A 19,147-nucleotide genomic window follows, 5' to 3' on the forward strand; every position below is an offset into this window, starting at 1 on the left:
GCCTAAAGCGGGAGGCGTGCCAGCGAGCGCATGTCCCGTGATCATGGTGGGTTGGCGGCACCCTATGGGCCCATCGAGCGCCGATGAAACGTGTCGGTGGAACGTCCCGTTCCAGGACGGAACGCGACGTTTCAGCGGTCGATGCCGAGCTCGCGCATCCGGCGCCAGAGCGTCGTCCGCGAGATCCCGAGCGAGCGCGACGCATCGGCGATGCGCCAGCGGCGGGTCTCGAGCGCCGCGACGATCTCCTCGCGCGTCGGCGCGTCGCGCCCGGGCCGCCGCGATCCGGCGGCATCGTCCGCCTCCTGCGGCGCCGGCGGCGATGTCACGAGCGCTCCAGCACCGGCGTCGCGACCGGGCGGTCTCGCCGGCGCGGCTGCGGGGGGGTCGCCGATCTCGCGCGGCAGGTCGGTGCGGTCGAGCGCGGGCCCCTGGGCGACCGTGGCGGCGTACTCGAGCGCGTTCTCGAGCTCCCGGACGTTGCCGGGCCACTCGTGGGCGATGAGCGCGCGCCTCGCCGCCGGGGACAGCCGCAGGGTGCGCCCCATGCGCTGCCCGATCTGGGCGAGCAGGTAGCGCGCGAGCGGCTCGATGTCCTCGCGCCGCGCGCGGAGCGGCGGGATCTCGATCGGGAAGACGCGCAGCCGGTACAGGAGATCCTCCCGGAAGCGCCCCTCCTCCACGGCTCGTCGGAGATCGCGGTGCGTGGCGGCGATGACGCGGACGTTCGCGGCGATCGTCCGGCTCTCGCCGACGCGCTCGAAGGTGCGGTCCTGCAGGACGCGGAGCAGCTTCGCCTGAAGGTGCAGGGGCAGGTCGCCCACCTCGTCGAGGAAGAGCGTCCCGCCGGCGGCCAGCTCGAAGCGCCCGACGCGGTCGCGCACCGCGCCGGTGAAGGCGCCGCGCACGTGGCCGAAGAGCTCGCTCTCGAGCAGCGCGTCCGGGAGCGCGGCGCAGTTGACGGAGACGAGCGGCCCGTCGCGCCGGAGGGAGTTCGCGTGTAGCGCCCGCGCGATCACGCCCTTGCCGACGCCGCTCTCCCCCGTCACGAGCACCGAGACGTCGGAGTGCTGCAGCCGCTCGACCAGCCGGAGCACCTCCATCATCGGCCGGGAGCGCGCGACGAGGCCGGCGAACGAGGTGGGCACGCCGGCGGAGGCGACCTCCTCCTCGTCGGCGGGCCGGAGCACGACGAGGTAGGCCGCCTCGGGATCGCAGGCGCCGGAGACGTGGAGGAGCGGCGCCGCCGAGACCGAGACCAGCCGCGCTCCCTCCGGCTCCGTCTTGAGCCAGGCGCGCCAGCCCTCGCGCCGCTCGCCGGCGGCGAGCGCCTCGCGGATCGATCCCGCGGCGCCGAACAGCTCGGAGCCGAGCAGCGCCTCCGCTGCCGCCCCCTCGTAACGGCTCGTCGCGCCGTCGCCGAGCAGCCCGTCGAGCTTCGGCGAGAGGTGGCGGATGTCGAACTGCGCGTCGAGCGCCAGGCACACGCGGCCGAGGGACGCAAACGCGGCCGTCACCGCCTCGAAGGCCTCTCGGCTCGCGCTCGTCATCTCTTGGTCCCGCGACCGGTGAGGTGATGTGCGCCGTCGAGGTCGCGTGTCGGGGCGCACGCGACGGCTCGGCCCCGGGCTGTCGCCCGCGAGCGCGCGTTCATTCGAGCGGCCGCAACGCTCCAACGTCCGGAGCGCTCGTCTCGTTCCCGGCTGGGCCGGATCCCATCCGTCGAGGGTCGCCGAGGCACGCCGGCAGGGCGTCGACCGGGATCCACAGGTGCAGCTCACGCTCCACAAGGCGGCCGCGGCGGTTGCCTGCTCGGTAAGGGGGATCCCCGCGTCCTGGCGCCCGAGCGCCGATCCGGCGCTCCCCCCATGACGACTCGGGCGGGTGGGTCCGGAGGGCTATCCTCGCGAACGGAGATCGCGGTTCGGCGCGGAGGAATCCATGGCCGGTTCAGCGACGGAGACGGTGAGACGGCGTGAAGGCACGGAGACGGGAAGTCATGCCGTCGCGGGGGTTGCCAAGCCAGGCTTCGAGGCCGTGCGGGAAGCGTTCATCGAGAACTTCGAACGCCGCGGCGAGCTGGGAGCGGCCTGCTGCGTCTACTACCGCGGGGAGAAGGTCGTCGACCTCTGGGGCGGCATCCGGAACAAGGCGACCGGCGAGCCGTGGGAGGCGGACACGATGGCCCTGGTCCACTCCACGACCAAAGGCATGGCCGGCCTGGCGATGGCGCTCGCCCATTCGCGGGGATTGCTCGACTACGACGAGCGGGTGAGCACCTACTGGCCGGAGTTCGCGCAGCAGGGCAAGGAAAGGATCACGGTCCGTCAGCTGCTGTCGCACCAGGCCGGATTGTTCGCCCTGGATGAGCGACCGGTCAGGAGCCTCGTCGCCGATCCCGACCGGCTGGCTGCCGTCTTGGCCCGGCAGAAGCCGGTCTGGCCGCCAGGCACGCGCCAGGCCTATCACGCGATCACCCTCGGATTCTACGAGAGCGAGCTGCTGCGCCGGGTCGATCCCGAGCACCGGACCCTGGGCCGGTTCTTCCAGGAGGAGCTCGCGACTCCCCTGGGGCTCGAGTTCTACATCCGGCTGCCGGAGGAGATCCCGGACTCCAGGCTGGCGCCGCTTCACCGGTTCGACATGGCGGCCGCGATCTTCGCGCTGCCCGTTCCGTTGGCGCTCGCGGCGATGAACCCGCGGTCACGCTTTCGCCGGGCGCTGCTGGGATCGGAGCTGCCGGAGCAGAGCGAGCGCGTCTATGCCCGGAACCTGGAGGTGCCTGCCGGGGGAGGCGTCGGGACGGCGCGCGCCATGGCTCGCGCCTACAGCGTGTTCGCGACCGGCGGAAGGGAGCTTGGATTGCGCGAGGAGACGCTCCGGCAGCTCATGGCGCCCGCGGTCCCGCCGGCTCGGGGGTTCCGCGATGCGTGCCTGAAGGTGGAGATCCAGTTCTCGCTGGGTTTCGCGAAGCCCGGCCCGACGGATCCCTTCGCTCATCCGAGCTCTTTTGGACACCCGGGAACGGGGGGGTCATTCGGTCTTGCGGATCCGCATGCCGAGGTCGGCTATGCGTACATCCCCAACCAGATGGGCGCCCACCTGGAGGACCCGCGAGAGGCGGCGCTGCGCAGGGCGATGTACCGCTCGATCGGCGAGACGAACCCTTATCGTCCGTGAGCACATCGCCGGGCTCGACCTGCGGCCGCGAGCAGCCGACGCGCACACGCCGCAGGCGCGCTCAGCACGTCTCCGCCCAGTCGCACGCGCACGGTGCGCGCGCCGTCCGCGACCGCCCGCAGCACCGCGAGGTGCTCCGCCACCTCGGGCATCCCGTCCGCGACCAGCAGCGCGCCGGACTCGAGGAGCGCGCCGAACGCCTCGGCACTCCCCGCCGGCTCCACCTGCGTCTCGTCGTCGGCGGTGATCTCCGGGAGGAGCAGCAGGTCCGGTGACCGCATCGCGCCGGACGGATGTGCACCGAGCGCCGCGCGCGCGTCGAGCGGTCGCTTCCCCTCGCGGCCGGGCGCGCCCAGGTGAGGCGCGAGCGCCGGGAACGCCGCCGCCGTGCGCGCGCCGACGTGGAACGGGCGCGGGAAGCCGACCACGCGCAGGGGCCCGCCGCGGCGCGTGAGCAGCACCGCGTCGTCGCCGAGGGGCGTGAGACCCGCCGCGGCGAGCGCGAGGGCGAGCGTCGTCTTGCCGGCCCCGGAGGTCCCCACCACGAGCACCCGCGGCCCGTCGCCCCCCTCGAGGGCGGCCGCGTGCAGGTGGAAGAGCCCGTGGTGCCGGAGCGCGACCACGACCGCCACGAGGACCGCGAGCTCCGAGACGCCATCGGTGGTCGGGCCGGCGACCTCGATGCGCCGACCGTCGGCGGCGACGGTGAGGACGCTGGCGCCGTCCCGCACCCGGAACGAGCCGTGGCGAACCGAGCAGCGGAGCGTCTCGTGGAAGAAGCTCGGCACTGCCCCCGGGTCCTGCGGCGGGAGCGGATCCGGCGCCACGGCGAGCACCAGCGCGGGTGGGCCCGGGCTTGCCGGCGGGAACCCGCCCAGCAGCGCGCCGGCCGCGAGCGCCGCGTCGACCTCGACCTTCACGCCGCCGACGTCGAACGCCGGCGGGCTCATCGGCCGACCACCAGCCGCAGCGCGGCGCGGAGCGGGCGCCACGCCCACAGGACGGGGAGCCAGGGGGACCGCTCCGCGACCCGGTACCGCGCGGCGAGGTACGGGCGCGCCGGGAAGAACAGCCGGAGGAGCTCGCCGCCGCGGCGCGCCTCGGCCATCGCGGCGGCGACGGACCGGGCTCGCGCGGAAACGGAGGCGGCGCGGCCCGGCATCGGGGCGTGGCCGGCGCGGGCGGCTGCGACGAGCGCGAGCGACTCCGCCACCTCCGGCCCGGGGTGGAGTCGCTCCGCCCGGCCCGGGTCCGCGCCAGCCGCGATCAGCACCGCGACGTCCGCCACGTGGCGCGGCACGAACCGGGGCTCCGCGCGGTGCGCGCCGAGCACATGCGTGCAGGCGATGCCGAGCAGATCGTCCAGCGAGGGGACGCGCAGCGCGGACCCGCGCCAGCGGACCTCGACCGAACGCGCGAGCACGTCCTCGGCGTCGGCGCGACGCCCGCGCACTCCGGGCACGGCGACGTGGAGCTCGCACGAGATCCCGCCTTGGGTCCGAAGCGGCGCGAGGTGGTGGTGCCCGGGCCGCGGAGCGGCAGGGCGCCCGTCCAGCGCCGGCAGCGCGTACGGATCGCTGGCGCAGCCGGCCGCCTGCAGCACCTCGGCGGCGCGCGCGGCGTCGGCGGGGGGGACGAGGAGGTCGAGATCGCCCACGTGGCGCGCGCCGATGGCGGGGTAGTGCGCGGCGACGAGCGCCGTACCCTTGAGCGCGACCGATGGGATCCTCGCCTCCTCGAGCGCGCGCTGGAGCCGGACCGCCTCCGCCACGAGGAGGGTGTTCTTCGCCGCCGCGTTCTCGGCGTCGCCGCGCAGGGCGGCCCCCGCCGCGCCGAGGCGACCCAGCGCGTCCGCCGCGAGCAGCGCGTGGGCGCAGGTCTCCGAGACCGCGAACGACCGCGCCAGCTCGAGGACCCGGAGCGGGGCGACGTCGGCCGCGCGCGCGGCGAGCCCCGCGAGCGCCGGGCGCGGCCCGGCGACCGCGAGCAGGCACTCCACGACGAGCGCCCGGTCTGTCCGCGCGCGCCCCAGGCTCAGCCCTCGCCCGCGAGCAGCCGCTCGGCGCGCAGTGCCTCGAGGAGCGCGCCGACGTCCGCCCGTGCTCGCGCCTCCGCGACTCCGTCGAACCGCCGGACGATCTCGCGCGCGAGCGCGTCCGGCTCGCGCACGCCCTGCTCGAGCTGCTTCCAGACCACGACGCCGGTCCGGTTGAGCGCGTAGTAGAACTTCGTCCCGAGGTGCAGCAGCACGCCGGTGCCATCCTGCAGCTCGGTCAGGATCACGTCGGGGTGGGACGTCGGCTCGGCCATGCGGCGCTCCTCGAGGCTGCCCGTCGGCGGGCGCGGGAAGACGAATGCGACGGTGAAGCATGCACGCGGATCCTCTGCCTCGCCGAGCGGCACGCCGTCCTGCTCGAGCCAGGCGTGCGCGACGAGGTCGCCGCCCGCGGCCCGCACCCCGATGACGAACCGCACCGGCGCGCCGGCGTCCCGGAGCGCGGCCCACCCGGTGAGCGCACGCCAGAGGCAGCTCACCGGCCACCTTCGGAGCAGGTCGAGGACGCGGCGGGGGAGGGCGGGATCTCCTGCAGGTCCACCTCCGGCTGCGCTGCCGTCGAGCGCCTCGAGCAGGTTGGGGAGGTGCCGCCGGCGGAGGAGGGCGCCGAGCACCACGCGGAGCGCCGCGGCCCTCGCGCGGATCTGCCAGGACGGCCCGGGCCCGGTCGAGGCCAGGCCCAGCGTGGCCGCCCGCGCGAGCGCCCCGAGCATCACCGCCGCCCCCCGCCCGCGCCTTGCGCGCGCGGGCCGGCGCTCCCGCCGTCCACCCAGTGCGGCCGGCCATGGACGCGCGCGCACCAGTTGCACTGGAGGGCGTCCCACCCCCTCGCGCCCGCTGCGCAGGTATCGAGCCGCTCGCGTTCCAGGCGGTGGACGCGCTCGAGCAGGAGCCGGTGCGCCTCGCGCAGCGGCGTGGAGGCGAGGTCCGCGACGACGTCCTCGTCGCCGCCCGGCGCGCCGGCGAGCTGACAGCACAGGGTCAGCCGGCCGTGCGGATCGACGTGCAGGACCTCCGATCGCCACGGCGCGCAGACGTGGAACGGCTGCGGGCGCTGGAATCCCTCGGGCGCCCGGACCGGGATCGCGAGGACCTCGGCGAGCCGCTCGACGCGATCCCGCACCGCCGCCCAGCCCTCCCGGGACTGCCAGAGCTCCACGTCGGCCGGCGTCCCCGTGGGCATCGCGAGATTGAACGAGACGCTCGCCGCGCCCAGGGTGGCCGCCTCCAGCGCGAGCGCCTCCACCTCGGCGGCGTTCCCGGCGTGCACCGTCATCTGGACGTTGAACCGGACCTCCCGCGCCCGCAGCGCCAGCGCGGCGGCGAGGACGGCCCGGTGGCTGCCGTCGCCGCGGATCCGGTCGTGCACCGCGGCCGTCGCGCCGTCGAGCGAGAGATCGACGGCGGTGAGCGCGGCGCGGCGGCGGGGATCGCCCTCGAGCAGCGCGAGGAGGCGGTCCAGCTCGCGGCCGCTCGTGACGAGGTGCCACCCGAGTCCGCGCCGGACGGCAGCGTCCACGACGGCGGCGAGGTCGGGGTGCAGGAGCGGCTCGCCCCCCGTGAAGCTGGCGTGCTCCACCCGGTGGAGCGCGACCGCCTCGTCGAGCACGCGCTCGACCAGCGCGGCGGGCAGGTCCGCCGGGGGACGCCCTGGGTCGCGCAGGCAGTGCAGGCACTGCAGCGAGCACCGCTCGGTGACGTGGAAGGCGACCCAGGCGGTGGGCATCGCGTCCTACGGCGACAGCGCGAAGGCGGGCGCGCCGTCCGACGCGCCGTCGGCGGTGAGGAGGGCCGCGCCCGAGCCGTCGAGCGAGGCGAGGACGATGTCGGCGTGGCCGTCGCGGAAGGACCGGAGGGCCAGGTGCGCGCCGTCGGGCGACACCGCGGGCTCGGAGTCGTCGAGGCTGGACACGGGCACGGCCTCGCCGGTGGCGAGGTCGAACCGGACCACCTCGGTGAGCGTGGAGCCCGAGATCGTGCGGGCGAACAGGAGGGCCGCGCCGTCCGCGGTCACGGCCGGCTTGCCCACGATGCGGGAGGCGGTCGTGACCTGGGTCGCGTCGCCGCCCGTCGCCGCGACCTTCCAGACCTCGTAGGACCCGCTCCGCGTGGACACGAAGTAGATCGTGCGCCCGTCGGGCGCCCAGGTCGGCCCGCCGTCGTCCGCGCCGTGCGGCGCGAGGGCCAGCGGCGTGCCGCCGCCGGCCGGGACGACGAAGACGTCGGAGGTGGTCGCTCCGGCGGCGCGGCCCTCGAACGCGAGCGATGCGCCATCCGGCGAGAACGCCGGCGCCGTCGCGGAGGCGAGATCGCCGGTGGCGATGGGCGCGTCGGTGCCGGTAAGGAGGTCGTGGGCACGCAGGTGGAGCTTGCCGCCGCGCTCGCTCGCGAAGGCCAGCGTCGAGCCGGCCCAGGTCGGGAAGAGGTCCGCCGCCGGATCGTGCGTCACCTGGGCGAGGCAGGTGCCGTCGATGCGCATCCGCCAGACCTCGTAGTCGCCGGTCCGCCGCGAGACGAAGGCGAGCCAGGGAGCGCCGTCGGTGCTCACCGCGCAGGGGTCCGGCGGCGGGTCACGCGGCGGCACCGCGGCGGGGCCACCGCAGGCGGAGGATGCCACCACGGCGAGCGCGAGGGCGGCGCGGCGCACGGGCTAGCCGCTCCCGACCAGCCCGCCCCTGGGGTCCGGGCCGGCGCCGCTGCCGCTGAACAGGGTGGCGCGCGAGACGGAGCGCTTCTTCACGATGCGCGGGGGCTCGTACGCGGGGCGCGTGGGCTGCGCCGGGGAATCGAGGCCGGAGGCGGTCTCCGGCGTGTCGTTCGGCTGAGGCTCGATCGTCTTCATGTCGGCTCCGCGGACTAGAAGGCCGTCCGGACGTTCACCCGGTTCACCACCGGGTCGGGTCCCTGCTGGATCCACGCGCCCACCCAGTCCGTCCCGTCGTGCAGGACGGAGAGCCCGGCTTCGACGGGAGCGACGGACGGGGACGTGCCGCTCGAGAGGACCAGCGGCGGGTACGCCGTGCCGGCGGCCACGTCGATCTGTTTCAGGCTCGTGCTCGCGCCGTCGGCGACGCGCGCCAGCACCTTGTAGCGGGCGCCGTCGCTCGCGACGGCGAGGTCGGTCGCGACCAGGCCAGGCTGGATGGGCGAGCCCCACGCCCCCGCTGCGTACGACGCGAGCTGCACGCCGGAGCAGTCGAAGGCGGCGAGCCACCCGGTCGCCGACGGGGCGATCCTCGTGAGGCCGCAGTTTCCGGTCGAGGCGAGGACCGCGGGCGTGCCCCAGGTCGCGCCGGAGCGGAGCGCCGCGCGCGCCGCCGTCGCGTCGCCCCAGGCGACGGCGTAGCCGCCCGGGCCGGCGGCGAGGGCCGGGCCGGACGAGACCGCCGCGCTGCCGGAGAACACGGTCGTGTCGGCCCCCCAGGACCACGCGCCGCTCGTGCTCGTCACGGTGGCGGAACGCGCGCGGACGTAGCGGCTGTTCGTGTTGACGTCCAGGTACCACGCCACGACGTACTCGCCCGGGCGAGCGGCGATCGCGGGCCGCTTCGCGGTCGTGGAGGTGCTGACGGTCACGCTGGCGCTCCAGCCCGCGGTGCCCTTGATCGCGGCGTTGATCAGCGCACCGCCGTACTCCCAGGTGGAGGCGTAGGTGCTGCCGTCCGACGCGACCGCATGGCGCGATGCGTTCGTCTGCAGGGTCACCGGTGCGCCCCAGGTGTCGCCGGCGTACTCGACGGCGGTGAGGTTGGACGCCGAGAACGTCGGCATGTCCCGGAACACGACCAGGAACCCCGTCCCATCGGACGCGACCTCGGGGTCGCGGGCGTGCCGGGCCAGCCGCAACGGCGGCCCCCAGGCGCCGCCGCGGCGGAGCGCGGCGAAGACGGCGAGCATGCCCCCGTCGTCCTGGTGCCACGCGGCGAGCACGTCACCGTTGCCGTTGCGGGCGAGCCGCACCGCGGCGCCCGCGCTCCCCGGGACCGGCGGGTCCGACAGCAGCACCTCGGTGCCGAGGGTGGTGCCGTCGTACGTCTTCGCCTCGACTCGCGGTGCCGAACCGTCGTCGCGATCCCAGGCGAGGAGGGCGGGGCCACCGGCCCGCCCCGAGATGGTCACGTCCTTGACGTCCTCGGCCCAGCTCTCCGCCTGGACCTCGTTCATCCACGCGAACCCGCTCGCGGCCACGTCCTTGTTGACGGAGACGTGGGCAGGCGGGGAGCCGAGCGTCGCATTGATGCGCAGCGACGCAACGAACCCGTCGCCTGCAGGGGCGACCGCCGAGGACACGACGTAGCCTGGGAGCGTCCCGGTGAGCTCGCGGCCTCCGGTCCAGTAGCTCGGTGTTCCTGGCTGGTACGTGGCACCGTACTTGTTCCACACCACGGCGAACCGGTTGCCGTTCGCCGCCGCCGAGATCGCGGACGCGGGCTCGCCCACCCCGGTGCTCAGGTTGGTCGCCGTGCCGAAGGTGCCCGTGCCGAGATCGGTCGACACCATCACCGCGCCCGTCGTCGTCCCCCACCCGACGCACGCGCGCGTGCCGCTCGCCGCGACGGCGGGAGCGAGCATCGTGGACGTGCCCGAGGCGCCCGGAAGGAGCGTGGGGCTCCACGTGTGCGACACCGCGTTGTAGCGGCTCGTGTACACGGCCGTGCCGCTCGCCCGGTAGGCGGCGACGTAGGACGTGGTCCCGAGCGGCGCGACCGACGGGTAATCGGCCCTGCTCGCCCCGCTGTCTACGCTCCCCGTGACGAAATCCCAGGAGGTGCCGTTGTAGACGGCGCCGTAGACGTGATTGGTGGCGTAGTCGCTCCCCGCGATGGCGAAGCCGGTTCCGTTTCCCGCCAGGTCGAACGCCGGCCCGCTCGACTCGTAGCGGAGCTGCCAGTGCTTCGTGACGGTGCCCGGCGTCCCGTTCGTGAAGATCGCCGACTCGAGCGCGGAGTCCTTCTGGTTCTGCCAGGCCACGAGGAACTTCGACCCGCTCGCCACGACCTTCGCGTTCACCGGGAGCTCCGGGGGCGCGATGCTCCGGTAGCTGTAGATCGCCTGTGCGGGCGTCCAAGTTCCGGTGGCGGCGGCGTAGTAGGACCACAGCAGCTTCGCGCCGGCGTACGTGTTCGCGCTGTAGATCGCGAGCCGGTTCCCGCTCGCGTCCTGCGCGACGCCGCGGTTGACGTAGTTCGCCGAGCCAGCGCCGCTCACCACGACCGGCGAGGTGACGGTCACGAACCACGAGGCGTGCGGGGCGGCGAGGGCGTGCCCGACCGGATCGCGCGCGGCGGTCGAGACCGCGACCGTGTAGCGCGTCGCGACGTCGAGCGGCGCCGCCGGCGTGAAGGCCCAGGTGCTGCCGGAGTCGAGCGCCACGGTCCCCGAGACTCGCCCGCCGGGCCCGGTCAGGGTGACCGCCTCCGCGACGGTGGCCGGGTCCATGGGCTCGCTGAACGTGACGCGCACCACGGCCCCGGCGGTGACGTCGCCCTGCGCGTCGCGCGGGCTCACCGCCACCACCGTCGGCGCGACGGTGTCGATCGCGTACGTCTGCGCCTGCGGAGCCTCGGCGTTTCCCGCGGCGTCCACCGAGAAGAAGCGGATCGTCGCCGACGAGGTGACGGCGATGGGCCCGGCGTACACGGGCGACGTCGTGGTCGGCTCGCTGCCGTCGAGCGTGTAGTACGTCGCCGCGCAGCCGCTGCCGGCGTCGGCGCAGGCCAGCGTGACGACCTGCGGGGCATCGAACGCCTTGCCGAGCGGCGTGGCCGACGTCGTGGGCGGCGTCGCGTCGACCACCTCGGCGACGACGCGCCCGGTGAACGTGAACCGCGTCGCGTCGGGCAACCGGAAGCGCCAGGTCGCCACCGCGCTCGCGCCCGTGCCGGCCAGCGTCCCGTAGGCGAAGAGCCCGTACTGGTCCGAGACCCCGTCGACCGCCGGCGCGCTGTTGCAGGCCTCACGACCGGTCGGCGTGATCGAGACGATCTCCACGTAGGCGTTTCGCAGCTCGTACCCTGCGTAGAACGAGCGCAGCCGGATGTCGCCCTCGAACCCGTCGACGGCGCCGCAGCCTCCGGCGACGGTGGCGGCGCGCTCCGTCACGAGCTCGACCGTGTTCGCCGGCCCCTGCCCGGGGACGCCGTCCTGCACGACCGGGACGTCGACGAACGCGGCGGCGACGTAGGGCCCGCTCACGGATGCCGAGGTGGACCGCTCGTCCGAGCCGAGCGCGAGCGTGCCGGCCACCGCGTCGACCTCGCCCGAGATCGTCGCGACCACGCGCGACCGCGGCGACGGCTGCTGGGTGGGCGCGCCGGATCGCGTGCACGCAGTGAGAAGGGCGGCGCCCACGAGCGCACGCCGAGCGACGTCGAGCCAGTCCGGTCCCATGTCCCCCCCACGAGGTGCCGAGCGGCGGTGACTCGCCGTGGCTGGTTCCCGGGGTGGACGTATACCCGATCGGGGGCCGGCGAGTCCACGCTGCGTGGGGACGCCGGAGTGACTCACGGTGGTGGGCGTTCATCAGCCGGCGGGCTGGCTGGTGAGCTCGGTTGCACGCGCGCGTCGGTCCCGGGTGGCCGGCCGCGGGGCGTCGGGACGGTGAACCGTCGGTGAACCCGACGGGGAGACCTCTCCACCTCTCCGTTCACCTCGCGGCGCGCGCAACCTACCGGTGACCGCGCCCGCCGTGCCCTCCGAACCCGCCGCCGCGCCCGCCACCGCCACCGCCACTGCCGCCGGACCGCGGGGCCGCGGACCAGGAACCGCCTCGTCCCGCGGAGCCGCGGGGCGACGCGAAGCCGCCGCCGCCGTGTCCGCCGCCGACGAACGCGCGGGCGGATGGTGCCGGTCCCGCGCCGCGGAATCCGCCGCCGTACGGCGCCGGCCTCCCCGCGTACCCGCCGCGGGAAGCGGGGAAGGCGCGGCCCCCGTACGAACCGCCGCCGTACGGCGCCGGCCTCGCCGCGTAGCCGCCGCGGTACCCGGGGACCGGCCGGCCGGCGTAATACCCACCGTGATACGCCGGCGCGTAATGCCAGCGGGATGGGTACCGCCACCAGCCATGGCCGTACCAGGCAAACCGCACCGGCCCGATCGTGCCGAAGAAGGGCCACGGTCCGATGCCCCAGATCCAGGGCGCCGAGATCCACGTCCAGCAGGCGTCGGCGGGGTAGTAGACGTAAGCGTACGGCGAGCCGTACCCGCCGGGCGGAACGTAGGCGTACGCGTCCGAGTACGGCATCCAGATCCACCCGTACTGCTGCGTGTAGACCCACTGGCCCGGCGGGACCGCCGCGGGGGCCTGCGGTTGCCCGTAAGCTTCAGGCGTTGCGGTCGGCGGTGCGGGCGGAAGGTCGGTCGGCGCCTGGGTCCCGGGGGCGCTGGAGTCCGGGGCGGCCGGCGCGGCACCCGCGCCCTCGTCCGTCCATTCTTCGTCGTACTGGGCATGAGTCGCGATCGGGATGAGGCCGAGCACGCCCGAAAGCACCAGCGTCACGATCCGCTTGGTCATGGTCGTCACCTGCCCCGAGTGGAGCATAGGGCGTGCCGCTCGACGGTTCGCGAATCACTGGACTATTCCGGCGCCCCGCGTGCCCTGTCGGCACGCGGACGTGACCCCCGCGCACGGTCTCGGCGGGGTCGGGCCGCGCGGCCGCAGGTCCCGCGGTGCCGATCGTGCGTCGTGCAGGCGGCCGGCCGTGCCATCGAGGCCCGGCGCGGACCTGGCGTCTCGCGTCGGGCCGCGCTCTCGCCGCCGACGGCTACGTGTACGTCCACTGGATCTGGGTGAACGAGAATTGACAGCTCTCCGTCGGGCGGGAATCGGCACCGGCTGCAGAAGGACCGGCCTTGGCGCCACCACCCCCGGAGGCGGCGCTCAGCTCCTCATCGTCCAGCCGTCGGGGGGCAGGCACCGTCTTCGGGTTCTCGCGCTTGGTCTTCATGGCGACCTCCTAGGTCTGATGGCTTGGATGGTCGAGCGTGCAGGATCTGACAGGCCGCCTCGCGATCAGGTCGTCGAGCTCGGCGCAGGGCCGCGTGAGGCGCCGCGCTCGCAGGCTTGAAGAGCCACCGTGGGCTACCGCTGTCGCTCGGCGAGCGCTCGCCCGCGCGGGCATTCGCGCCGCACGCGCGTGGGGCGCCCTGCGCACCCCGCGGCGCTCACCATCGGTCGCTTACATGATTGCCGAGGAGGTAGATCATGTTTGCCACTTCGGAACGCGAACCGCCCGAGAAGAGGCTGCACGCCGGTGGTTGGGGCCTGCTCTTCATCTGGGTGGGCATCGCCCTGGCGACCCGCATCGGCTGGGGCGCCACGCTCGTCGGCGTCGGGCTCATCACGCTCGGCGTCCAGGTCGCGCGGAAGCTGATGGGGCTCGCGCTCGATCGCTTCTCGCTCACCGTCGGAGGCCTCTTCGTCGCGGGTGGGATCTGGGAGAGCGTCAGCGGGAGCGTCGAGCTCGTGCCGCTGTTGTGCATCGGCCTGGGCGTCGCGCTCATCGTGTCCGCGCTCGCCGGTTGGCCGCGGCGGCACGTCGACTCCGGCGCGCCCGGTGCGCCGGCGACGCACCGGCCGGCGTGAGTCCAGGCACGAGGCGCGGTGAGGCGAACGCGGGCGGCAAGGCTCGCGGTCAGAACATCGGCGTCGGAACGCTCCCCCAACCCGTGCCCGGTCCAAGGGCCTGGACGTCGAGGAGCGTGAGCGTGTGCATGTCGACGTCGATGTAGAACCGTGGGACGCGAACGGCGCCGACGGCGAAGAGCGAGGACGGATCGACATGGGCGCCGTCGCCGTTGGTCCGGACCTGAAGAAAGATGATCCGCCTGGCGGTGACGCTCGGCGGGACGTTGCCGGTCGCGTTTCCCGCCTGATGCATCATCATGTGCCCACCCTCCAGGTGCCGGAACGGGTGGAAGATCCAGTCGAGGATCATCGGCACGGTCTGGTGATGCTCGTACAGGCGATACGCGGGGCCCGTGTCGGCGATCATCCCCTGCATCACGTATCGAACTGGGACGGAGTAACCGAGGACGGCACCGTTCCTGGGGAGGCGGGACTCGACCTCCGGCAGCTCGAGCACGTCCTCCATGCGGTGCTGGAGCATGACCCCGTCACCCGGAAGGATCGCCAGCACCCATACCCTTCCGTTGGACCAGAGCGGCAGCTCCTCGATGGTGTAGGCACGGAGCGCGAACGCACTCCCCAGTGAGACGGCGAGGATGAGCAGAAGCCCGAGCGCGGAACGCAGGGCTGCGGACCTCGGACCTGGAATGCGCGCGAGCAGGCCCTCCACGCTCCGGGGCAAGAACCTTCCAGTTCGGGACATGTACGCTCGGTACTGGTCTCCGAAGGCTCCGACCATCCGGCGCTCCTCGTCCCGTGCGAGCAGGACGTAGAGCGCGATCATGACGGTCCAGAGCACGAGCGTGAGAAAGCGTGGCCAGAGGATGGCGAGCCCGAGGCCGGTCACGGACAGGGATAGGTATTGCGGGTGCCGGATCCAGGCGTAGAGGCCGCCCAGCGCCGGACCGCGGCGCGCGAGCTTGTGGAAGTACACCTGCCCCGCACAGATGAGGAACGCGATCGCGCCTGCCACGAACAGCACGGAGCCGGCCACGCGAATGGCCTTCAGGAAGAATCCCGGCGGCGAGACCATGTGCGGCAGGAAGAAGTCGGCGAGCCAGTGAGTGGCTGGCCATCGCGCGAGCAGGAGCAGGAACGGGTTGAAGACCGAGTAGAAGAACGCAGCGAACGGGCTGATCATCACCAGGACTTCGAGAGCGATGATGAAGTACAGCAGGACGACTCCGCCGATGATGGAGCGCGACCTGTTCATGCGAGTGGCTCCGTGCGTTCTCCGCGTGGCTGGCCGTCCGCGTGACTGGCAGGCACCCAGGCCCTCGGTCGTTCGGGTGCTCGGCGAGGAGCTCCATCTTCTCACGGGCGCTTCGGCGCGCCTCGTGAGCGGGGACCGCAGCAGCCGTGTCTTCTCCCTCAGCTCGGGTTGCGCATCAGCTTCCGGACGTCGTCCTTCAAGGTCTCGACCTCGCGCTGCAGGCCCGAGACATCTCCGGAGGTGCGCCGGCGTCCGCCCATGCATCCGAAGCCACGGAAACAGACGAAGAACATGATGCCCATGAGGACGAAACCGATCAGCGGCAGGATCCACCAGTAAGCGGCGGTCGTTCCCCAGTATCCACACCACGGCATGGGACTGCCTCCTTCGACGTCGTTTCACCGTACGTCGGCCCCTTCGTCCACGCGACCTCGGCGGCGTACGGGTTCGTCTCCTCCGTCGACGAACCGGGGACGTGAAACGATATGGCTCGGAGCGAGCTCGGCCGGCTCGTCTGCTGATCGTCGACCAGGCGGCGGTCGCGCCCGCGTGCTTCGGCCGGGGATACCGTTCTTTCCGGTGTGAGGGAGCAGCGCGACGGCTCATCCTGCTTCTCGGGAGCAGCCATGCCAGTGAGCTCCATCGCGACGTCCGGAGTCGTCACCGGGCTGCAGCGGGACGTTCAGACGCCGATGGGCAGGTGGGGGTACGCCATCCACGGTGCGCGGCGGCGGCCGGACGATCCCGACATCCTCCTCGCCCACGGCCTCTTCATCGACTCGGCCATGTGGCGGGCCCAGATCGAGCCGCTGGCCCGGCTCGGGCGGGTGGTGGTGCTCGACATGCCAGGCCACGGGCGGAGCGAGGTCCCGCCGCCGTTCGATCTTCCCCAGCACGCCGACGCGCTCGCCGGTGCGATGCCAGCGATGGACATCCGGCGTGCCGTCTGCATCGGCTGGTCCTGGGGCGGGTCGCTCGCGCTGCACCTTGCGTTGCGGCATCCGGACCGCGTGTCCGCCCTGGCCGTGCTCGATACGACGGCCGAGGCGCCGACCCGGTATCGAAAGGTGAAGTACCGGCTCCTCGTGGAGATCGTGCGGCGCTTCGGACTGACTCCGTGGCTGGCGAGAACACAGATCGCGCCGACCATGTTCTCGCCCCGGTCGCGTCGGGAGCGTCCCGAGCTCGTCGACGAGTTCGTGCGCAGCGCGACTGCGCTCCCGCGCGAGGCGTTGATCCGCGGTGCGCTGGCCGTCGCCATCGATGCGCCCGACATCCTCGACCGTCTCGGCGCAGTGGAGATCCCGTCGCTCGTCGTCTGTGGAACGGAGGACCGTGGGTATCCGCCCGAGGCGAGCGAACGCATGGCGCGGGGGATTCCAGGCGCACAGTTGCGCTGGATCGAAGGCGCGGGTCACCTGAGCCCGATGGAGCGGCCCGATGACGTGAACCGCGCGCTGGTGTCGTTCGTGTCGGCGCAGCTGAACGTGAACGCGTCGGGGCCCGCCTGATGCCGAGGGAAGGTCGCGCCCCTCGTTCGAGCAAGGCCCGCCACGTAGACGCGGCGCCGCTCAGGCGGCCCTACTTGTCGCGATACGTGATGCGGCCGCGAGTCAGGTCGTACGGAGACAGCTCCACCTTCACCCGGTCGCCCGTGATGATGCGGATGTGGAACCTCTTCATCTTGCCGGATGCATAGGCCAGCACCACGGGGCCCTGATCGAGCTTCACCCGGTACATGCCACCGCTCGACTCCTCCACCTTGCCCTGCACCTCGATGCCTTCTTCCTTTTCGCTCATCGCTCTCCTTGGTCAGTCCATCGGATCGTGGTCGCCGAGCCGGACCCGGTACGGAGTCCAGCCCAGAAAGACGAAGCCCCCGACGACCGGGGGCTTCTGAAATGGAGGCGCCGAGGATCGATCCAGGTCCTTGGGCGCTCCTGCATTATAGCCCATCTCGGGCGCCCGCGCGTCATGGCGATGTCGATGACCCCAGTGAGAGACGCCTACGGCTCGAACCGGAGCTTCAGGTCGACCTCGTCGCCGGCGAGCGGATGCCAGTCGCACTTGCCGAGCGCCTCGCGGATGTAGGGCGTGATCTCCTTCGTCGCGACGTCTGCCGCGTGAACGCCCCTGACCTCACCAGAGCGGTTCACGTGCAGCCAGAGGTCCGTCCGGTCCGGCAGGTGCTCCGCCATGTCGGCTGGGACGCGCAGGTGCCGAGCCAGGCAGCGGTCGACCTGCCCCGCGGGCTGGTTCCCGCCCGCCGACGTCATCTCCGCGACGTGGAGCGTGCGCAGCGCCGAGGTCACCGGCGCCGCGATCGCGATCGCAGGCGCCAGCATGCCCGCGGCCCAGATTCGTGCGTGGAACATGGATGATCACCTCTCGTCCTTGCTTTCGGCTGCGCCTCCTGGCCTTCGAACGGATAAACCCCGAACGTGCGCGAAGGTGTCTCGCGAGCTTCGGGTCCTCCGGGTTCGTTCGGACGAGGGAGTCACCTCATGTGAGCGGTTCGGGATCGCGATCGTCTCGCCGCGCTCCTCGCAGACCTCCCGCCATCCAGTCGAAGGCGGCTCCCGCGGCTTCCTTCAGGACCGATTTCCGCCGCAGGGGCGCGCGATCGCCGGTACGGGGTGCGTCCGGCCGCGAGGTTCGGTAGGCTGGCCATTTCCGGGACCATCAGACGGGCGAGACACGTGATCCGAATCGAAGACGTCGACCGCGCGGTGCGCGAGGCTGAATACGCGGTGCGTGGGCCCATCGTGGCGCGCGCGCAGGAGCTCGAGCGCCAGGGGCGCCGCATCATCTACTGCAACATCGGCAACCCGCAGTCGCTCGGGCAGAAGCCGCTCACCTGGGTTCGCCAGGTGCTCTCCCTCGTCGAGTGGCCGGAGCTCGCGGACAAGCTCCCGGCCGGCGCCGTACCCGCCGACGTGATCGAGACCGCGCGGAGCGTCCTTCGCGGCTCCGGTCACGGCGTCGGCGCGTACACGGACAGCAAGGGATACCGGTTCGTCCGCGAGGCGATCGCCGAGTTCATCCACGCGCGCGACGGGATCGCAGCGGACCCGGAGGCGATCTTCCTGACCGACGGGGCGAGCAAGGGCGCGCAGTCCGTGCTCCGGATCCTCATCGGCGGGCCGCGGGACGGGATCATGATCCCGATCCCACAGTACCCGCTCTACTCCGCGACGATCACCCTCTACGGCGGCGCGCAGGTCGGCTACCACCTCGACGAGGCGCACGACTGGAAGCTCTCGCGCGAGGCGCTCGACGTCGCGTTCGAGAAGGCGCGCTCGGAGGGCATCCGGGTCCGGTGCATCGTCGTCATCAACCCGGGGAACCCGACGGGCGGGGTGCTCGACGCCTCGAACGTCGAGATGGTCCTCGCGTTCGCGCGGGAGAAGGGCCTCTCCGTCATCGCAGACGAGGTCTACCAGACGAACCTGTGGCAGCCGGGCGCGCGCTTCGTCTCGTTCGCGAGCGTGCTCGAGCAGCGCGGGATCCGCGACGTCTCGCTGTTCAGCCTGCACTCCACCTCGAAGGGCTACCTCGGCGAGTGCGGCCACCGCGGCGGCTACCTCGAGTGCCGCAACGTGCCTGAGCCGGTGCTCGAGCAGATCACGAAGCTGCAGTCGATCTCGCTGTGCGCGAACTCGGTCGGCCAGGTGCTCACGTACCTCCTCGTCCATCCGCCCCGCCCCGGCGAGCCCTCGTACGAGCAGTGGGCGCGCGAGAAGGGCGAGGTGCTCGAGGCGCTCCGGAGGAAGGCCGAGCTCGTCGAGCGCGGCCTGAACCGCGTCGAGGGGATCACCTGCAATCGGGTGGCGGGCGCGATGTACGCGTTCCCACGGATCGCGCTCCCTCCCGGCGTGACCGATGCCGAGTGGTGCATGGCGCTCCTCGAGGAGACCGGGATCTGCGTGGTGGACGGGACGGGCTTCGGGCAGGCGCCCGGGACGTCCCACTTCCGCACGACCATCCTGCCGCCGCTCGACGAGATCGAGACCGTCGTGAAGCGGATCGCCGAGTTCCACCTGGCGTTCGCACGGCGCCGGCGCGGCTGACA

The 19,147-nt window shown here is 73.0% G+C and carries 18 protein-coding genes; 4 read left to right on the forward strand and 14 right to left on the reverse strand.

The window, feature by feature from the left end:
- Positions 1-131: 131 nt before the first annotated feature.
- A complete protein-coding gene (locus tag AMOR_RS23375; RefSeq protein WP_248354683.1) occupies positions 132-1,550 on the reverse strand; it encodes a sigma-54 interaction domain-containing protein in 1,419 nt (472 codons plus the stop codon).
- Positions 1,551-1,941: 391 nt separating this feature from the next.
- On the opposite strand from AMOR_RS23375, the gene AMOR_RS23380 reads away from it, so the two are divergent.
- A complete protein-coding gene (locus tag AMOR_RS23380) occupies positions 1,942-3,180 on the forward strand; it encodes a serine hydrolase domain-containing protein (RefSeq protein ID WP_248354685.1) in 1,239 nt (412 codons plus the stop codon).
- Here AMOR_RS23380 and AMOR_RS23385 read toward each other — a convergent pair.
- The 9 genes from AMOR_RS23385 to AMOR_RS23425 form a co-directional block, all read right to left on the reverse strand.
- Positions 3,168-4,130, reverse strand: a complete 963-nt coding sequence (locus tag AMOR_RS23385) for a hypothetical protein (protein WP_248354686.1) — start codon at positions 4,128-4,130, stop codon at positions 3,168-3,170. The two genes, AMOR_RS23380 and AMOR_RS23385, sit on opposite strands and share 13 nt — an antisense overlap.
- On the reverse strand, positions 4,127-5,179 hold the full coding sequence (locus tag AMOR_RS23390; RefSeq protein ID WP_248354688.1) for a nucleotidyltransferase family protein: 1,053 nt from the start codon (positions 5,177-5,179) through the stop codon (positions 4,127-4,129). Before AMOR_RS23390 ends, AMOR_RS23385 begins: the two co-directional genes overlap by 4 nt.
- Positions 5,180-5,214: 35 nt before the next feature.
- Positions 5,215-5,949, reverse strand: a complete 735-nt coding sequence (locus AMOR_RS23395; protein WP_248354690.1) for a lasso peptide biosynthesis B2 protein — start codon at positions 5,947-5,949, stop codon at positions 5,215-5,217.
- Entirely contained in the window at positions 5,949-6,962 is a 1,014-nt protein-coding gene (locus AMOR_RS23400; protein ID WP_248354692.1) for a radical SAM protein, read from the reverse strand. Before AMOR_RS23400 ends, AMOR_RS23395 begins: the two co-directional genes overlap by 1 nt.
- A 6-nt stretch (positions 6,963-6,968) precedes the next feature.
- Entirely contained in the window at positions 6,969-7,883 is a 915-nt protein-coding gene (locus tag AMOR_RS23405) for a hypothetical protein (protein ID WP_248354693.1), read from the reverse strand.
- Between the two features lie 3 nt (positions 7,884-7,886).
- Positions 7,887-8,078, reverse strand: a complete 192-nt coding sequence (locus AMOR_RS23410; RefSeq protein WP_248354694.1) for a hypothetical protein — start codon at positions 8,076-8,078, stop codon at positions 7,887-7,889.
- A gap of 14 nt (positions 8,079-8,092) precedes the next feature.
- Positions 8,093-11,626: an Ig-like domain-containing protein gene (locus tag AMOR_RS23415; RefSeq protein ID WP_248354696.1), complete on the reverse strand. Its 3,534-nt coding sequence runs from the start codon at positions 11,624-11,626 to the stop codon at positions 8,093-8,095.
- 277 nt (positions 11,627-11,903) lie between these two features.
- Positions 11,904-12,749 (reverse strand): hypothetical protein, encoded by an 846-nt coding sequence (locus tag AMOR_RS23420; RefSeq protein WP_248354697.1) that lies wholly within the window; start codon positions 12,747-12,749, stop codon positions 11,904-11,906.
- Positions 12,750-12,999: 250 nt separating this feature from the next.
- Positions 13,000-13,182 (reverse strand): hypothetical protein, encoded by a 183-nt coding sequence (locus AMOR_RS23425; RefSeq protein ID WP_248354699.1) that lies wholly within the window; start codon positions 13,180-13,182, stop codon positions 13,000-13,002.
- Between the two features lie 257 nt (positions 13,183-13,439).
- Here AMOR_RS23425 and AMOR_RS23430 point away from each other — a divergent pair, with 257 nt between their 5' ends.
- Positions 13,440-13,820: a hypothetical protein gene (locus tag AMOR_RS23430; RefSeq protein WP_248354701.1), complete on the forward strand. Its 381-nt coding sequence runs from the start codon at positions 13,440-13,442 to the stop codon at positions 13,818-13,820.
- A gap of 49 nt (positions 13,821-13,869) precedes the next feature.
- On the opposite strand, the gene AMOR_RS23435 is transcribed toward AMOR_RS23430, so the two are convergent.
- On the reverse strand, positions 13,870-15,075 hold the full coding sequence (locus AMOR_RS23435; RefSeq protein ID WP_248354702.1) for a methyltransferase family protein: 1,206 nt from the start codon (positions 15,073-15,075) through the stop codon (positions 13,870-13,872).
- A 158-nt stretch (positions 15,076-15,233) separates the two neighbouring features.
- Entirely contained in the window at positions 15,234-15,449 is a 216-nt protein-coding gene (locus AMOR_RS23440; RefSeq protein WP_248354704.1) for a hypothetical protein, read from the reverse strand.
- Positions 15,450-15,707: 258 nt separating this feature from the next.
- Here AMOR_RS23440 and AMOR_RS23445 point away from each other — a divergent pair, with 258 nt between their 5' ends.
- On the forward strand, positions 15,708-16,586 hold the full coding sequence (locus tag AMOR_RS23445; RefSeq protein ID WP_248354706.1) for an alpha/beta fold hydrolase: 879 nt from the start codon (positions 15,708-15,710) through the stop codon (positions 16,584-16,586).
- Positions 16,587-16,656: 70 nt separating this feature from the next.
- Here the strand turns inward: AMOR_RS23445 and infA are convergent, their stop codons facing one another.
- Together infA and AMOR_RS23455 are read right to left on the reverse strand one after the other, a co-directional pair.
- Positions 16,657-16,875 (reverse strand): translation initiation factor IF-1, encoded by a 219-nt coding sequence (infA, locus tag AMOR_RS23450; protein ID WP_248354707.1) that lies wholly within the window; start codon positions 16,873-16,875, stop codon positions 16,657-16,659.
- A gap of 206 nt (positions 16,876-17,081) precedes the next feature.
- Positions 17,082-17,450 carry a hypothetical protein gene (locus AMOR_RS23455; protein ID WP_248354709.1) on the reverse strand — a complete coding sequence of 123 codons (369 nt, stop codon included), beginning with the start codon at positions 17,448-17,450 and terminating at the stop codon, positions 17,082-17,084.
- A gap of 324 nt (positions 17,451-17,774) precedes the next feature.
- Here AMOR_RS23455 and AMOR_RS23460 point away from each other — a divergent pair, with 324 nt between their 5' ends.
- Positions 17,775-19,145, forward strand: a complete 1,371-nt coding sequence (locus tag AMOR_RS23460) for an aminotransferase class I/II-fold pyridoxal phosphate-dependent enzyme (protein ID WP_248354711.1) — start codon at positions 17,775-17,777, stop codon at positions 19,143-19,145.
- Positions 19,146-19,147: the final 2 nt, after the last annotated feature.

Source organism: Anaeromyxobacter oryzae (assembly GCF_023169945.1).
Lineage (GTDB): Bacteria > Myxococcota > Myxococcia > Myxococcales > Anaeromyxobacteraceae > Anaeromyxobacter > Anaeromyxobacter oryzae.